13 protein-coding genes are annotated in these 15394 nt (G+C 58.4%); 12 read left to right on the top strand and 1 reads right to left on the bottom strand.

Annotated features, from left to right (window positions below; translation table 11 throughout):
* Positions 1-119: 119 nt before the first annotated feature.
* The 10 genes from YBN1229_RS13565 (at position 120) to lexA (ending at position 9876) form a co-directional block, all read left to right on the top strand.
* Positions 120-2033, top strand: a complete 1914-nt coding sequence (locus tag YBN1229_RS13565) for a SurA N-terminal domain-containing protein (protein WP_046478739.1) — start codon at positions 120-122, stop codon at positions 2031-2033.
* Positions 2030-3619, top strand: coding sequence for an anthranilate synthase component I (gene trpE, locus YBN1229_RS13560; protein ID WP_082101140.1), 1590 nt, complete (start codon positions 2030-2032; stop codon positions 3617-3619). Before YBN1229_RS13565 ends, trpE begins: the two co-directional genes overlap by 4 nt.
* Before the next feature lie 7 nt (positions 3620-3626).
* A complete protein-coding gene (locus tag YBN1229_RS13555; protein ID WP_046480515.1) occupies positions 3627-4145 on the top strand; it encodes a SixA phosphatase family protein in 519 nt (172 codons plus the stop codon).
* A gap of 56 nt (positions 4146-4201) precedes the next feature.
* Positions 4202-4819, top strand: coding sequence for an anthranilate synthase component II (locus YBN1229_RS19085; RefSeq protein ID WP_046478742.1), 618 nt, complete (start codon positions 4202-4204; stop codon positions 4817-4819).
* Between the two features lie 15 nt (positions 4820-4834).
* Positions 4835-5884, top strand: a complete 1050-nt coding sequence (trpD, locus tag YBN1229_RS19080) for an anthranilate phosphoribosyltransferase (RefSeq protein ID WP_046478745.1) — start codon at positions 4835-4837, stop codon at positions 5882-5884.
* A 3-nt stretch (positions 5885-5887) separates the two neighbouring features.
* A complete protein-coding gene (gene trpC, locus YBN1229_RS13540; protein ID WP_046478747.1) occupies positions 5888-6694 on the top strand; it encodes an indole-3-glycerol phosphate synthase TrpC in 807 nt (268 codons plus the stop codon).
* Entirely contained in the window at positions 6691-7173 is a 483-nt protein-coding gene (gene moaC, locus YBN1229_RS13535) for a cyclic pyranopterin monophosphate synthase MoaC (RefSeq protein ID WP_046478750.1), read from the top strand. The genes trpC and moaC overlap by 4 nt, the downstream gene beginning before the upstream one ends.
* A gap of 2 nt (positions 7174-7175) precedes the next feature.
* A complete protein-coding gene (locus tag YBN1229_RS13530) occupies positions 7176-8381 on the top strand; it encodes a molybdopterin molybdotransferase MoeA (RefSeq protein WP_046478752.1) in 1206 nt (401 codons plus the stop codon).
* 149 nt (positions 8382-8530) lie between these two features.
* Positions 8531-8941 (top strand): hypothetical protein, encoded by a 411-nt coding sequence (locus YBN1229_RS13525; RefSeq protein WP_046478754.1) that lies wholly within the window; start codon positions 8531-8533, stop codon positions 8939-8941.
* A 224-nt stretch (positions 8942-9165) separates the two neighbouring features.
* Positions 9166-9876, top strand: coding sequence for a transcriptional repressor LexA (gene lexA, locus YBN1229_RS13520; RefSeq protein WP_046480517.1), 711 nt, complete (start codon positions 9166-9168; stop codon positions 9874-9876).
* 169 nt (positions 9877-10045) lie between these two features.
* Here lexA and YBN1229_RS13515 read toward each other — a convergent pair whose 3' ends face one another.
* Positions 10046-12208, bottom strand: coding sequence for a ComEC/Rec2 family competence protein (locus YBN1229_RS13515; protein ID WP_046480520.1), 2163 nt, complete (start codon positions 12206-12208; stop codon positions 10046-10048).
* Between the two features lie 128 nt (positions 12209-12336).
* On the opposite strand from YBN1229_RS13515, the gene gltX reads away from it, so the two are divergent.
* Both gltX and gltA read left to right on the top strand, forming a co-directional pair.
* On the top strand, positions 12337-13779 hold the full coding sequence (gene gltX / locus YBN1229_RS13510) for a glutamate--tRNA ligase (protein WP_046478756.1): 1443 nt from the start codon (positions 12337-12339) through the stop codon (positions 13777-13779).
* A gap of 268 nt (positions 13780-14047) precedes the next feature.
* Complete coding sequence (gene gltA / locus YBN1229_RS13505) at positions 14048-15355, top strand: citrate synthase (RefSeq protein ID WP_046478758.1); 1308 nt, start codon at positions 14048-14050, stop codon at positions 15353-15355.
* The last annotated feature ends 39 nt before the right edge of the window (positions 15356-15394 follow it).

Raw genomic sequence — 15394 nt, 5'->3', positions numbered from 1 at the left:
TCACCCACGAAATGCTCAGGTTGCGCGGATTGGGATGATCGCGCATAGGGCCGTCGCTGGCGCGGTTCAGCGTCAGGCAATATCTAGAAGTCAGCGAACACAGCGGAAAATTACGCGCAATGCTCGAATCACTCAAACGCTGGGCCTCCGGTTGGGTCGCCTTTTTCATGATGTCTCTTTTGATCCTCAGCTTCGCGATCTGGGGCATCGCCGATTACATTACCGGCGTAGACCGCTCTGCTTTGGCAACCGTCGGCAGTGACGAGATTTCCGCGGACCAATTCCAGCAGGCCTTCCAGAACGAGTTGAACGCGATTTCCCAGCAAGCCGGTCAGCGCATCAGCTATGAGCAGGCGCGCGCCGTCGGTCTTGACCAACGGGTCCTCTCGCAGCTCGTTGGGTCGGCCGCCGTCGCAGAACATGCGCGCTCACTCAATCTGGCGCTCTCGCAAGAGGCCATTGTCGAAGGCCTGATGCGGGACCCTGCGTTCGAAGGTCCCGATGGAAAGTTTTCGCGGACGGCCTTGAATGCGGCTCTTCGCGAGCTTGGTCTTAGCGAAGCGCAGCTGCTTCAACGGCGTCGCCGCGATGAACTCCAGCAGCATCTAACCACGGCGCTGCTGCGCAGCACGGTTGTGCCGAGCCCGATGATCGACCTGCTTCACCAGCGGCGCGAAGAGAAGCGGGCGATTGAACACTTCACCATAGTAGCGGAAAAGGCCGTCATCATCCCTGAGCCGACGGAAGAGCAGCTGAAAGAAACGTATGATCAGAACAAATCGCGTTTTATGACAGCGCCCACCCGACATCTGTCCGTTCTGATGTTGTCCGTCGATGGCATTAAGAAGCAGGCGGATATTACAAACGAACAGCTGAAGGAGAGCTACGAGCAGACGAAAGCCAGCTACGACAAGCCCGAAAAACGGCAGGTCCAGCAAATCTCTTTCAAGGATAAGGCTGCTGCGGAAGCGGCTAAAGCTGAAATAGCTGGCGGCAAAGACTTTCTTGAGGTTGCGAAGGCCAACGGCGCCGATGCCAGCGATGTTGACCTTGGCCTGTTGGAACGCGGCCAGCTGATTGATTCCAAGATCGCAGAGGCGGCTTTCTCCCTGGAGAAGGACCAAGTGTCCGACGTCATCGAAGGGACGTTTGCGACTGTGCTCCTTCGGGTTACGGAAATTCAGCCGGGAGAGCAGAGCACGTTCGAGGGCTCGAAAGATCAAGTGCGCAATCATCTCGCCGAGACCTGGGCCCGCAATCAACTGCAAACGCTCTACTATAAGGTCGACGACGGTCGCGCAGCCGGCAAGCCTCTGAAGGAAATCGCGTCGGAGATGCAGCTGCCGTTTTATGACATCGAGTCTGTCACGCGCGATAACACAACGCCCGATGGCAAGCGTGCGCTTGATGTTGCAGACGCTTCCGCGATCATCACTGAAGGCTTCCGCGGTGAGGTGGGCATCGAGTCCGATCCAGTTCGTTTGCAAGATGGCGGTTACGCGTGGGTCGACGTTCTTGATCAAACGCCGTCGACTCAGCGCCCGTTCGAAGAGGTGCAAGACGACGTCAAGAAACTCTGGTCCGACACCCAGCGCCGTCAGAAACTGTCGGCCCTTGCCAAGACTTTGACCGATCGGGTCAAGGGCGGTGAAGATATGGCCAAGGTCGCCGAAGAGGTTGGCGGAAGCGTTGTGATGGCTCCCCCAACAACACGTGCACGTCTTCCCGATGGTCTCACACAGGCAGCTATGGGACAGGCGTTCGTGCTCCCGCAGGGCGGCGTCGGCAATGCAGAAACATCTGACGGAAAGTCACGCACCGTGTTTCGCGTCGCGGAAATTACGGCGGCCGGCCCGGCGACGGAGGCCCAACGCAAAGCTCTGCAGACCGAGCTGCAACAGCAGCTTCGCGCGGACCAGATCGCTGAGTATGTGGGCGCCCTGCGTAACCGTTATGGGGTGAAAATCAACGAATCGGCCTTCCGGCGTATTACCGGCGCAGATACGGACGATCCGTCGGGGAGGGCATTTTGAGCACATTTGAGCGGCGTAGCGGGGCACCAGAAGCCTTACCGTCGCTGGCGGCCTTTAGCGAGCGTTTCGATAACGGCACGGCACAGGTCGTTTATACGCGCCTTGTCGCGGACCTCGAGACCCCGGTCTCCGCTTATCTCAAGCTCGCGGGTAAACCCGGCACGATCGGGTTTCTCCTTGAATCGGTGGAAGGCGGCGCTCAGCGCGGACGGTATTCGATCATCGGGTTGGAACCCGATCTGATCTGGCGCGCGCATGGAGATGCGGCGGAAATCAATCGCACGGCGCAAACAGATATCGAGACGTTTACGCCTGAAGATAAGCCGACGCTGGAAGCTCTGCGTTCGCTTCTGGCTGAAAGCTCGATCTCACTCCCAGACGAACTCCCTCCCATGGCTGCCGGGGTGTTCGGCTACATGGGATACGATACCGTCCGTTTGATCGAACGGCTTCCCGATGAACCGCAGGATGATCTGGGCGTGCCCGATGCCCTGTTCGTTCGTCCGACAATCATGGTGATCTTCGACAACGTGCGGGACGAGATGACCCTCGTTACTCCAGTACGTCCAGAGGGTCGCGATAATGCGGCTGCGGCGTACAAAGCAGCATGTTCACGGCTTGAGAAGGTCGTGTCAGCGTTGGAAGCGCCCCTCGCTCACGAAACGGCATCAATCGAGCGGGAGCTAGCCGCACCGGACCCTGTCTCCAACACTTCTTCTGCTGAATACCTCGATATGGTAGCCCGGGCGAAGGAATACATCGTCGCCGGCGATATCTTCCAGGTTGTTCTGTCTCAGAGATTTTCGGCACCATTTGATCTGCCGTCGTTCGCTCTCTATCGCGTATTGCGGCGGCTCAATCCGTCTCCGTTTCTCTTTCACCTCGACTTCGGTGACTTTTCGCTCGTCGGGTCTTCGCCAGAAATCCTGGTGCGCGTGCGCGATGGCGAAGTTACGATTCGTCCCATTGCCGGGACGCGACGTCGCGGCGAAACCTCCACCGAGGACGCCCATCTTGAGGCAGATCTTCTGGCCGACCCAAAGGAGCGGGCAGAACACCTCATGTTGCTCGATCTAGGCCGGAACGATGTCGGACGAGTTGCAGAAGTCGGCACCGTCAACGTCACCGCTCAGTTTGTTATCGAGCGTTACAGTCATGTGATGCACATCGTCTCGAACGTTGTCGGACGTTTGGACAGCAAGACCCATGATGCTGTTGACGCGTTGATGGCCGGTTTTCCAGCGGGCACCGTGTCGGGCGCGCCCAAAGTTCGCGCGATGGAGATCATCGACGAATTGGAGAAATCCAAGCGCGGTCCTTATGCCGGTTGCGTGGGCTACTTCTCCGCGGACGGAAACATGGACACGTGCATCGTGTTGCGAACGGCGTTGGTAAAGGACGGTATGCTGCACGTTCAAGCCGGCGCCGGCATCGTGCACGACTCCGTTCCTGAAAATGAACAGCAGGAATGCGTGAACAAGGCCAAAGCTATCGTACGTGCCGCAGAAGTCGCCGTGCGATTTGCGTCCGGGACGGCACGCTCAGCGCCGAAAACCTCCAGCAGCAATGGCGGATTGTTCGGGTGATCGGCACATGCTGACGTTATCCTTGTTGCGCCATGCAAAATCGAGTTGGGATGAGCCTGATCTGCCCGATCACGAGCGGACGCTCTCAAAGCGGGGCACAAAGGCGGCGACGGAGATCGGACGCTACATTGAGCGCAATGAGGGCCGTCCTGAACTCATCTTGTCGTCAGATTCGGTACGGACCCGCGCAACTGTGTCCCTGGTTCTTGCAGAACTCTCCGGCAATCCGCCCGAAGTCGTGTTCGACGAGGGTCTTTATCTCGCCTTACCCGCGATGATTTTGGAACGGCTGCGCAAGGTAAAGGGCGGGCAAAAGCACGTCATGGTCGTAGGGCATAACCCCGGGTTGCATGCGCTTGCATTGTCCTTGACCGGAAGCGGGGATCGCAAGGCGATTCAGAAAATGGCGATGAAATTTCCAACTGCCGGGCTTGCCGTGATCACCTTCGATGCCGACGATTGGAATGCCATAAAACCGGCTGCCGGCACACTGAAGGACTTCATTATCCCTCGCGAGCTGGCTTGACGCGATAGGGCCCGCTTTCTACAGCTTTGAGCTGGACTTTTGGAGTGCCGCCGAAGATGCTGCTGCTCATCGATAACTACGACAGTTTTACCTATAACCTCGTGCATTTTCTGGGTGAACTTGGCGCGGAAAGCACCGTGCGCCGGAACGACCAGATTAGCGTCGATGAGGCGTTGAAGCTCAAGCCGCAGGCGATTGTGCTCTCGCCTGGGCCTTGCACGCCCAACGAAGCCGGGATTTGCCTCGACCTCATCGAAAAGGCGGCGGGGAGAATCCCACTGCTCGGCGTATGCCTAGGTCACCAGTCGATAGGTCAAGCCTATGGCGGCAAGGTGGTGCGTGCGCCCATTCCGATGCACGGCAAGTTATCGACGATCCGTAGGCGTGATACCGGCATCTTCAAAGGACTGCCGGAAACCTTCGAGGTCACTCGCTATCATTCGCTGATTGTCGAACGGGAGAGCCTGCCGGACTGCCTCGAGATCACAGCTGAGACTGATGACGGCATCATCATGGGACTTCAGCACTGCGAGCACCCTGTGCACGGCGTTCAGTTTCACCCTGAGAGCATCGCGTCAGAGAAAGGGCACGATCTGCTGGCGAATTTCCTCGAACTCGCAGGCTTCACGCCCAATCGGCGTGACACGGTCACGCCGCGGCCGCGCGCCGCCTAACCAACCGGGAATGCGATGGGGCAAGTAGACATAGCTGCGGCGCGTGGAGACGGTATCAAGACCGTTCTCGACAAAGTGGCTAGCGGCACGACCTTTAGCGAGGACGAAATCAGAACAGCGCTCGAGCTGTTGATGACAAGTGCCGCTAGCGATGTGCACCGCGCCGCTTTCCTGATGGGGCTGCGCGTGCGCGGTGAAACCATCGCAGAGATCACCGGCGCTGCACGCCTGCTGCGCGCGCGCATGCATGCGGTGTCCGCGCCGCCAGGCACCATCGATATCGTGGGGACGGGCGGCGACGGTCATGGGACTTATAACGTGTCGACATGCGCCGCGCTCGTTGCTGCCGGTGCCGGCGCTACAGTCGCCAAGCACGGCAATCGCTCGGTATCTTCGCGCTCCGGAGCCTCGGACGTTCTCAGTGCGCTTGGCGTCAAGATCGACATTGATGCCGATAAGGTCGCGGACGCTATTCGACAAGCGGGCATCGGCTTCATGTGGGCGCCCATGCATCATCCGGCGATGAAGACGTGGGCGCCGGCTCGCGCGGAACTCAAAGTACGGACATTGTTCAACGTGCTCGGTCCGATTGCGAATCCGGCGAACGTCAAACGACAGGTCGTTGGCGTGTACGATGTGCGGTGGGTGGAACCTATCGCAGATGCCTTGAAGGGCTTGGGGTCGGAGCACGCATGGGTCGTGCATGGATCTGATGGGCTCGATGAATTGACGACCACTGGCCCGTCAACCGTGGCAGAGGTCAAAGATGGGGCCGTTTCTGTGTTTGAAATTTCCCCCGAGCAGGCGGGGCTTGAACGCACATCACTTTCGTCCCTGCAAGGGGGGGATGCGCAAGAGAACGCCGCGGCGATCCGTGCGGTGCTCGATGGTGCGGCCGGACCCTTCCGGGATATCGTGTTGTTGAACACGGCCGCTGCCCTGGTGGTTGCAGACAAGGCGGCCAATCTCATTGACGGCGTTGAGATTGCGTCGCGCGCAATCGACAGCGGCGCGGCGCGTGCCGTGCTTGATAAGCTCGTCGCCGTTACCAACGCGGACGCATGACATATGGCTGCTGACATTTTGGAAAAAATCACCGCGTACAAGCGGGAAGAAGTCGCGGCGGCTAAAGCAGAAGCTCCGCTGCAGATCATCGCCGAGTATGCACGTAGCGCCGGACGGCCGCGTGGTTTCGTTGCCGCGATCAACGCGCGCATGGCATCGGGACAGCCCGCGCTTATTGCCGAGATCAAGAAGGCAAGTCCATCAAAGGGGCTTATTCGCGCAGACTTCGATCCCCCCGCGCTTGCCGAAGCCTATGCCGCGGGCGGCGCAACCTGTCTGTCCGTGCTAACCGACGCACCCTCGTTCCAAGGTTCGCCGGACTATCTGAGGGCTGCACGTGCAGCATGCACGCTCCCCGCTCTACGCAAGGACTTCATGATCGACACGTATCAGGTCGTCGAGGCACGAGCATGGGGCGCGGATTGCATCCTCATCATCCTGGCGCAGGTCGACGATGAAACGGCTGCGAAGCTCATCGCCGCCGCGGCGGACTGGGGTATGGACGCGCTCGTTGAAGTGCATGACTCCGCGGAATTGGCGCGCGCCGCATCGCTTGGCGCGACTTTCATTGGAATCAACAATCGCAATCTGCGCACATTCGAGACGACGCTAGAGACCACCGAGCGTCTCGTGCCCGAGGCTCCGGCGGGGGCCACGCTCGTGACGGAAAGCGGCATCTTTACCGCTGCCGATGTCGCACGGATGCAGCGCGTCGGGGTGAACGCTTTTCTGGTGGGCGAAAGCCTTATGCGGCAAGCCGATGTGCGTCGTGCGACCGAGGCTTTGATTGGCAGGACGGAGGCCGCGTGAACAAGCTTTCCCATCTCAACGAGAAGGGCGAAGCCCGTATGGTCGACGTCTCCGAAAAGGGCGTCACCAGCCGGACGGCCATTGCGGTGGGTTTCGTCGCGATGCAGCCCGAGACGCTGGCACTTGTCGAATCCGGAGAAGCCAAGAAGGGTGACGTTCTCGCGACTGCGCGCATCGCCGGCATCATGGCGGCCAAGCGGACGCACGAGTTGATCCCGCTATGCCATCCGCTCGCGATCACCAAGGCCAGCGTCGAATTTGAAGCGTCTCACGCCCCCGCAGGGATTCGCGTTCGGGCCGAGGTTAAAGTCGCCGGTCAGACAGGCGTTGAGATGGAGGCGCTGACTGCTGTTTCGGTTGCCTGTCTGACGATCTACGACATGCTGAAGGCTGCCGATAAGGGCATGGTATTCAAAGACATCCGACTGATTGAAAAAACGGGCGGACGGTCGGGAACATTCCGCGCAGAAGGACAATAATAATGGCGCCGCTTTCCGTGCCCGAAGCCCTCGCGCGCATTCTCGACGGCGTTCGCGCAACCGAGATGGAAGAGGTTGATCTGTTTGGGGGACGCGGACGCATTCTTGCCAGCACGTTGACCGCGCAATTCTCCCAGCCGCCGTTTGATGCGTCCGCGATGGACGGCTACGCTGTGCGTGATGCAGATGTGGCAACGCTTCCAGCCCGTTTGACGGTGATCGGCGAAGCTGCGGCTGGACATCCCTTCGCCGGCACGGTCGCAGAGGGACAGGCCGTTAGAATTTTCACAGGCGCGCCGGTTCCAGAAGGAGCCGATGCGATCGTCATCCAGGAAAATACCGATCGCGAGGGTGATGTTGTCGTTGTCCGCGAGGGCAAACCGGATCCTGCGCATGTCCGCAAACGCGGAGGTGATTTCACGAAGGGCGATGAACTTCTTCCTGCAGGCCTGAAACTTGCCCCGAGGCATTTGTCGCTGGCCGCAGCCATGGGCTACGGCAAACTCCCGGTGATGCGCCGTCCGGTCGTTGCAATCCTGGCAACGGGCGACGAGTTGGTCGAGCCCGGGACACCGGTTGCGGCAGGACAGATTGTCTGCTCCAACCCATACGGCATTGCGGCGATGGCTGAAGCCGTGGGTGCGGAAGCGCGATTGATCGGCATTGCACGTGACACAGTGGACAGTCTGACTGAAAAGATCGCTACCGCTGAAGGTGCAGACATCCTTGTCACGATCGGCGGAGCGTCCGTCGGCGATCACGACCTCGTCGCCAAAGTTCTCCAAGCGAACGGCATGACGCTCGATTTTTGGAAGATCGCTATGCGGCCAGGTAAGCCGTTGATCTTCGGACGTCGTGGCGCGCAACGCGTGATCGGCGTACCAGGTAATCCTGTGTCGTCCTTGATCTGTACGCGCGTCTTCGTTGTTCCCCTCATCCGCAAACTGCTGGGCCTCGATACTGGAACCGACGCTCTCATGACTGCGCGGCTAACCCACGCAATCGAGAAAAACGGGCCGCGCCAGCACTATATGCGCGCACGTCTCATGACGGGCGAAAATGGTGTCATGGAAGTTCGCGCCGCGGGATCGCAGGACTCATCGCTGTTGGAGCCGCTGTCGGCTGCGAATTGTCTGATCGTGCGCCCGGCCGATGCTGAAGCGCTTCCGGAAGGCGCGTCCGTCAACGTGCTGCGTATTGATTTTTGAGGCCGCCTTCGCTGGCATTTCTCCCGCGACGCAAAACTACAACAGCCAGTGAGCTAATATGATGTAAGCTGTTGATCAGTTGCCTAATTTGAATTGAGTAATACTCAGTCCACGTCTAATCTCCCCACAATTTATGGGGAGGAACCTCAATGCGCGGCAATTTTTTTGTCGGATTGATCGGTGTAGTTTTGGGTGGATGTGCCTCCGCTTCGAGCGAAATTACGGCTCAATACGTTTCGCCAATTCCATATCAGAACTACACATGCGATCAGATTGGCGCGGAAGCTGCCCGAATTTCTCAACGGGCGGCTCAACTCGCCGGTATTCAAGATTCAAAATCCACAAATGATGCTGTCGCAATGGGCGTCGGGCTAGTGCTTTTCTGGCCGTCGTTGTTCTTCATAAAAGGTGATGGTCAGACCGCAGCAGAACTTGGCCGACTAAGGGGTGAGTTCGAAGCTTTGGAGCAGGTATCAATTCAAAAAAACTGTGGCCACAAATTTAGACGCGACATCCAATCTTCACCAACGACGACAAGTTCAGTCACTCCGCCAACGTAAGGCAGTTGTGTCGTCGGTGGCTGCCTATTTCTCAATACCTTCGCTGCGCCCTCTTGTAGAACGTGTCAAGAACGGTTAGTGTCTGTTCATGGTTTGTACAGATTCTGTCCTAAACGCGGCGAGAGAGTTGAGGGATGTTCTCCACGCCCATTCGGGCTTGGTTTTGAGAACGCCTGAAGCTCGCGTCGCCGATGAGAAAGCGGCTAGCGGGGCGCGCTGAAATTATGCTGACACAAAAACAAAAAGAGCTTCTTCTGTTCATTCATGAGCGCATGAGTGAGACGGGTGTTCCGCCGTCGTTCGATGAAATGAAGGACGCGCTCGAACTCAAATCGAAGTCTGGTATCCATCGGCTCATTACGGCATTGGTGGAGCGTGGCTTCATTCGACGGCTTCCGCATCGAGCACGCGCTATCGAGGTCATCAAGCTTCCTGAAGGCTCAGAATCGGGTGGTGTCAAAGTCGGCGGCTTCAGGCCAAGCGTGATCGAAGGCGGAGGCGGCTCCAAGCCAGTCGAGCTCTCAGCGCCGAGCACAACTGTGATCGACTCCCAAACGGTATCCGTGCCGATGATGGGCCGTATTGCGGCGGGCGTTCCGATTAGTGCGATCCAGAACCATACCCATGATATTTCCTGCCCACCCGACCTTCTGGCTAAGGGCGAACATTTCGCGCTGGAAGTCCACGGCGATTCGATGATCGACGCCGGCATCCATGACGGCGATATCGTCATTATCAAGCGGTGCCATACGGCGGAGAACGGCGACATCGTTGTGGCTCTTGTCGATCGGGAAGAGGCGACGCTTAAGCGCTTGCGTAAGAAAGGCTCCACCGTCGCTCTCGAAGCTGCCAATCCGCAATTCAAGACGCGTATTTTTGGTCCCGATCAAGTGGATGTGCAGGGACGGCTTATCGGATTGATCCGACGGTATTGATATGTTGTTTGGCGGATAGAAATTGCCGAAGCCCTTTCGCTAATCATCATCCTGGCATTCATTGCCGAGATCCAATCTGGCACTGGGGAGGCCGTTGTCTGGTTGTGCTTTCCCCCATTGCGTTGGCCCGGGTTGAACCGCGGATCCTGGGAATACTCCCCGAGATGTCTCACGGCGCTGCTTCATCCGTGCTTTGATAGGCCGCTGTCCACGGCCTTCTTCCCCGAGCGCCTTCAACCGTTTCGACGCGTAATGCGCCAGATTTGTCGAGATAAACCGCGTGCGTTCCCTCGCGTTCTAATGCGGATCGATCGATGGTGAGTTGGGGCTGCGTGCAAGATCGCGGACGTGTGCCCTGGACAATCAGTATGTGCGCTTGACGGCAATCATCACGTAACGCTGCGGGGTGGCGCGTGATGGCTACGATCTTTCCATCAATCGCACCGACGCACCCGACACCGTCGCAGGTCAAAGCGGGTGCGCGGGTTACATCGGCAGGTCTTCGTGCATCTCCGTCACGCGCAAGCCAGCGTGAGAGTTCGAATTCATCGCGCGAACTGCTGAGGCCGTTGAGGAAGCCGTCCGCTCCGCGCAGGAGCACGAGATTCCCGGTTCCGCCGACAAGAAGCGCAGGGCGTTCTGCAGTTGGGGCAAGAGCAATGCCGGCAGCAATCACTAGGACGCCTAACAATCGCCAGCGGTACCGCATCAGCGTCAACCACAAGCACCCCGCCGCGACAAGAGCGATTGCGACATTGGGAACAACTGGTAGAAGGCTGACAGCGCCTTTGAGGCCGGCAACCCAGGTGGCGGCCGCGGTCATTGCTTCAATGCCGTACCCCATTACAATGAGCGGCAGCGTCTCTAAGCCCAGTGGCATCAAGACGAGCGTTGTCAACGCAGCCGGCATGACAACGATATTGCAGATCGGGATTACGGCGAGGTTGGCCAGAACCGCATAGTGCTGGTTTTGATGAAAGTGGTAGATGGCGAAGGGTGCGATCGCCGCGCTGGCAATAATGGTCGATAGAACGATCCCGCTGAAAAAATAAAAGAACCGCATGTGCACGCCGCGATGGGGACCAGACGGCGCACGGAACCGTTGATTGATAGCTTCGTAACTTGCGACCAGAGCAATCACGGCGGCGAAGGACATCTGGAAACCGGGATCGATGACGCTTTCTGGAAATAGAATGAGAAGTATGAATGCTGCGACGGCAACGTTACGGAGGGCCACGGCCTGGCGATCTAACAGCATGGCTGAGAACATGACGGTGATCATGAGAAACGCGCGCACCGTGGCGAAGGTACCGCCTGAGATCATGAGATAGCCAAAAGCGCCGAACATCGCGCCGACAGCAGCCCATTTCTTTATTGGGAAGCGCAGGGCGATGGACGGAAAGAGTGCAAAGAGGAAGCGTAGTGCGACGAAGACAGAGCCCCCCATGATCGCCATGTGTAGGCCTGAAATCGACAGGATGTGATAGATGCCCGACGCACGATAAATCTCGTTTGTCGCATCGGAGATGCCGCCGCGCTCGCCAGTGATCAGGGCCGTCGCGATCGCGCCGCGTTCATCCGGCAACGCGGCTGTTATGCGATCCCCGATATGTTTGCGCAGGCGTGCAACCCAAGTTTCCAGCTTCTGGGCGAGGTTTTCTGGTGCGCCGTCTTCGATGACAATTGGAGGAGAGGTGGAATACCCGACGGCTCCGATGCCTCGATACCAAGCGTATCGCGCAAAATCATAACCTCCTGGAAGTGCCGCACGCGGTGGCGGCGACAGGTTGGCTGTGAGTGTTATTTGATCTCCCAAGCTCACGCCTGCCGTTGGATTTCTCGTAGTCACGCGAATGCGCGCGGGCAGTGCGTTTGGGGTGAGCTTGTCAACGCTTAGGGGGCGTAAGGTTAAGCGCTCGCCCCCCTCCGCTTTCGGCTCGATCTGTTCCACGATTCCGCGCACCGCCACGGGCCCGATTTGCGTTTGTAACACTGGCGCGCGGACCCACTCGGTCCGCAGTTTTGCCGCAACCAATCCGAGGCTTGCTAGTCCGGTGAACGCAATCAGACTGCCGAGCAAAGTGGCGCTAGGCCGCATTATGATGAGTACCGTCGCAGCCAACGACACCGCTAAGAAGAACCAAACAGCCGGTTCAAGGGGCAGTGCAAAATATAAGGCGCAGCCTGTTCCAAAAGCCACGGGCTGCCAGTAGAACCACCCTGCCCGTTCCGCTTCGAGTTGCGCAGACAGCCATGCAAAGGGCGCGCGTAAGAGCCCCGTGCGGCGCGGGGCAGCAATCACATCGCTGGGCTCGTCCCGCAAAAGCGTCATAGGCTCGGTCCCGCCTCCCCCCTCACCGGCTCCTTAACCTTCGCGCTCGCCTATGCTACAGGGCCTGCAAAACAAAACCAGCCGTTGCGGCAGCTGATGTCGCGACTGCGCTCAAAACATGTGAGCTCATGACAAAACCTTCGAAGGCGGGCCGCACCGCTCCCGTCGTCCGCTTCGCTCCTTCACCCACCGGTTTTCTTCACATCGGGGGGGCCCGTACAGCGTTATTCAATTGGCTTTACGCCAAAGCGCGGGGAGGACGTTTTCTACTGCGGATCGAGGACACCGATCGTGCCCGGAACAGTCCCGAGGCCGTTGCCGCCATTCTCGACGGTTTGAAGTGGCTCGAACTGGACTGGGAAGGTGATCCCGTCTCCCAATACTCGCGCGCAGAGCGCCATCGCGAAGTCGCCCACGCTCTTCTGGAGGCGGGTGGCGCTTATCGCTGCTACCTGACACAGGACGAGCTCGCCCAGATGCGCGCGGAAGCTGAGGCGGAAAAGCGTCCATTCCAGGTGCGCTCACCGTGGCGGGACAAACCGGCCTCGGATGCCCCGCAAGACAAACCCTTTGCCATCCGCTTGAAGGCTCCGCGCGAAGGGGAGACGACGATCGCTGATCATGTGCAAGGGGACGTCACATACTCGAATAAAGAACTAGACGACCTCATCATTCTGCGATCGGACGGTTCGCCGACGTACAATCTCGCGGTCGTGGTAGATGATCACGATATGGGCGTGACGCACGTTGTTCGCGGCGTGGACCACCTCACGAACGCCGCTCGTCAAACGCAGATTTATCAGCTCATGGGATGGGACGTGCCGGAATGGGCGCATGTTCCGCTGATTCACGGGCCTGACGGTGGGAAACTGTCGAAACGGCACGGAGCCCTCGGCGTCGAGGCATACCGGGCGATGGGCTATCTTCCGGCCGCGCTGCGCAACTATCTCGTTCGGCTCGGCTGGAGCCACGGAGATGACGAAATCATCTCGACCGATCAGATGATCTCCTGGTTCGATTTGGACGGTATCGGCAAGAGCCCTGCGCGTTTTGACTTCGCCAAGCTGGAGGCCTTGAACGGTCACTACATTCGTTCAACGGACGATGCGGAGCTCGTCGCTCGAACCGAAGCGATTTTGCCTGAGATTGAACGTGGTCGCGATATTCCGACGAGCCTCGATGATCTCGGCCGCGCTCGGCTCATTGCCTCGATGCCGGGATTGAAGGAACGCGCGAAAACACTTGTCGAACTGATCAACAGTGCGAGCTATCTGTTCGCGCAACGGCCCCTTAACCTGCAGGAAAAAGCAGAAAAACTCTTGGACACCGATACGCGGGCTATGCTGGGCCGTCTTTTGCCGCGTTTTGAAGCGTTGTCCGGCTGGGAAGCGGCCGACCTTGAAACGGAAGTGCGGACCTTTAGCGAGCAAGAAAACCTGAAGCTTGGCAAGGTCGCGCAACCCTTGCGTGCCGCACTTACGGGTTCGACGGTTTCGCCGCCTGTTTTTGACGTGATGGCCGTGCTCGGCCGTGAGGAAGCGCTTGCGCGCTTACGAGATCAAGTTGCCTAGCCAATCTCTTCAAGGCTTTGAAAGCCATGGTGTATTTTTCTGCATCGGCTCAACTTATTCAGTCGATTGCTTAGAATTTCGGCACGGGCTTGCGTAAAAAGTTCGGCTGATGTTCTAGCTGACAATCCCACCATAGGTTATCTTGCCGCGCGTGCGAATGTGCAGTACGAGGGCTGCATTCTCAAGCGATGACGGCCCTTTCGACCCCCGTCGGGCCTACCTTCAATCATCGCCCCGAGCCGCAACGCCTGACTCGAGGGATACCATCATGACCGCGCAAAACGATGCCAGTGGCAACGCCACTCTCACGCTGCACGACAAGAAGACCGACCTAGCGGTTCGCGCAGGTACAATCGGTCCCGACGTCATTGACGTCGGCAAGCTCTACAAAGACACGGGTTGTTTCACTTACGACCCCGGTTTCACATCAACGGCAAACTGCTCGTCGAAAATCACCTATATCGATGGTGACGCCGGGATCCTGCTGCATCGCGGCTATCCTATTGATCAGCTTGCGGAACAGTCTAACTTCATTGAAGTTTGCTATCTGCTGCTGAACGGAGAACTGCCAAACGAGCAGCAATATCGCGAGTTTGACCGGGCGATCACTCAGCACACCATGGTGCATGAGCAGATGAACCGGTTCTTCACCGGCTTCCGTCGCGACGCGCACCCCATGGCGGTTATCTGCGGTGTCGTTGGTGCGCTCTCGGCCTTCTACCACGACTCCACGGACATTAACGATCCTCACCAGCGGACGGTGGCGGCCCGGCGTATGATCGCGAAAATGCCGACGATTGCCGCTATGGCTTATAAGTATGCCATCGGACAGCCGTTTATCTATCCGCGGAACGATCTCGACTACACGTCGAACTTCTTACAGATGTGCTTTGCGGTTCCTTGCGAGCCATATTACGTCAACCCGGTCGTCTCGCGCGCGCTGGACAAGATCTTCATCTTGCACGCCGACCACGAACAGAACGCTTCGACCTCGACGGTACGGTTGGCCGGTTCGTCCGGAGCTAATCCCTTCGCCTGCATCGCCGCCGGTGTAGCCTGCCTCTGGGGCCCGGCACATGGCGGCGCCAACGAAGCCGCGCTCAACATGCTGGCCGAAATCGGAACGGTCGACCGCATTCCGGAATACATCGACAAGGCGAAAGACAAGACCTCCGGCTTCCGTCTCATGGGCTTTGGCCACCGCGTCTATAAGAACTACGATCCGCGCGCGAAGGTCATGCAGAAAACCTGTCACGAGGTGCTCGATGCGCTTGGTGGGCATGATGAGCCGCTTCTGAAGGTTGCGCTTGAACTAGAGCGTATTGCCCTTGAGGACGACTACTTCATCGAAAAGAAGTTGTATCCGAATATCGATTTTTATTCGGGCATCACGCTGCGTGCGATGGGCTTCCCGGTTTCTATGTTTACGGCTCTGTTCGCCGTAGCGCGCACCACGGGTTGGATCGCGCAGTGGAATGAGATGATCGAAGATCCCGAGCAACGGATCGGTCGTCCACGGCAGCTTTACATCGGATCGCCGCAGCGCGATTTTGTGCCACTCAATCAGCGTGACTGACCGCCGAACCCTGTGTTCAGTTGTCTCGCTGTAGTTAGG

This window comes from Candidatus Filomicrobium marinum (genome assembly GCF_000981545.1).
In the GTDB taxonomy this organism is placed as follows: domain Bacteria; phylum Pseudomonadota; class Alphaproteobacteria; order Rhizobiales; family Hyphomicrobiaceae; genus Filomicrobium; species Filomicrobium insigne.
The sequence above is the reverse complement of the archived record's forward strand: the minus strand, read 5'-3'. Positions and strand labels throughout refer to the sequence as shown.

Bases quoted from the DNA above. Each gene is read 5' to 3' on its own strand.
- YBN1229_RS13565 (WP_046478739.1), top strand. From the start codon at position 120: ATGCTCGAATCACTCAAACGCTGGGCCTCCGGTTGGGTCGCCTTTTTC.
- YBN1229_RS13555 (WP_046480515.1), top strand. From the start codon at position 3,627: ATGCTGACGTTATCCTTGTTGCGCCATGCAAAATCGAGTTGGGATGAG.
- YBN1229_RS19085 (WP_046478742.1), top strand. From the start codon at position 4,202: ATGCTGCTGCTCATCGATAACTACGACAGTTTTACCTATAACCTCGTG.
- trpD (WP_046478745.1), top strand. From the start codon at position 4,835: ATGGGGCAAGTAGACATAGCTGCGGCGCGTGGAGACGGTATCAAGACC.
- trpC (WP_046478747.1), top strand. From the start codon at position 5,888: ATGGCTGCTGACATTTTGGAAAAAATCACCGCGTACAAGCGGGAAGAA.
- YBN1229_RS13530 (WP_046478752.1), top strand. From the start codon at position 7,176: ATGGCGCCGCTTTCCGTGCCCGAAGCCCTCGCGCGCATTCTCGACGGC.
- YBN1229_RS13525 (WP_046478754.1), top strand. From the start codon at position 8,531: ATGCGCGGCAATTTTTTTGTCGGATTGATCGGTGTAGTTTTGGGTGGA.
- lexA (WP_046480517.1), top strand. From the start codon at position 9,166: ATGCTGACACAAAAACAAAAAGAGCTTCTTCTGTTCATTCATGAGCGC.
- YBN1229_RS13515 (WP_046480520.1), bottom strand. From the start codon at position 12,208: ATGACGCTTTTGCGGGACGAGCCCAGCGATGTGATTGCTGCCCCGCGC.
- gltX (WP_046478756.1), top strand. From the start codon at position 12,337: ATGACAAAACCTTCGAAGGCGGGCCGCACCGCTCCCGTCGTCCGCTTC.
- gltA (WP_046478758.1), top strand. From the start codon at position 14,048: ATGACCGCGCAAAACGATGCCAGTGGCAACGCCACTCTCACGCTGCAC.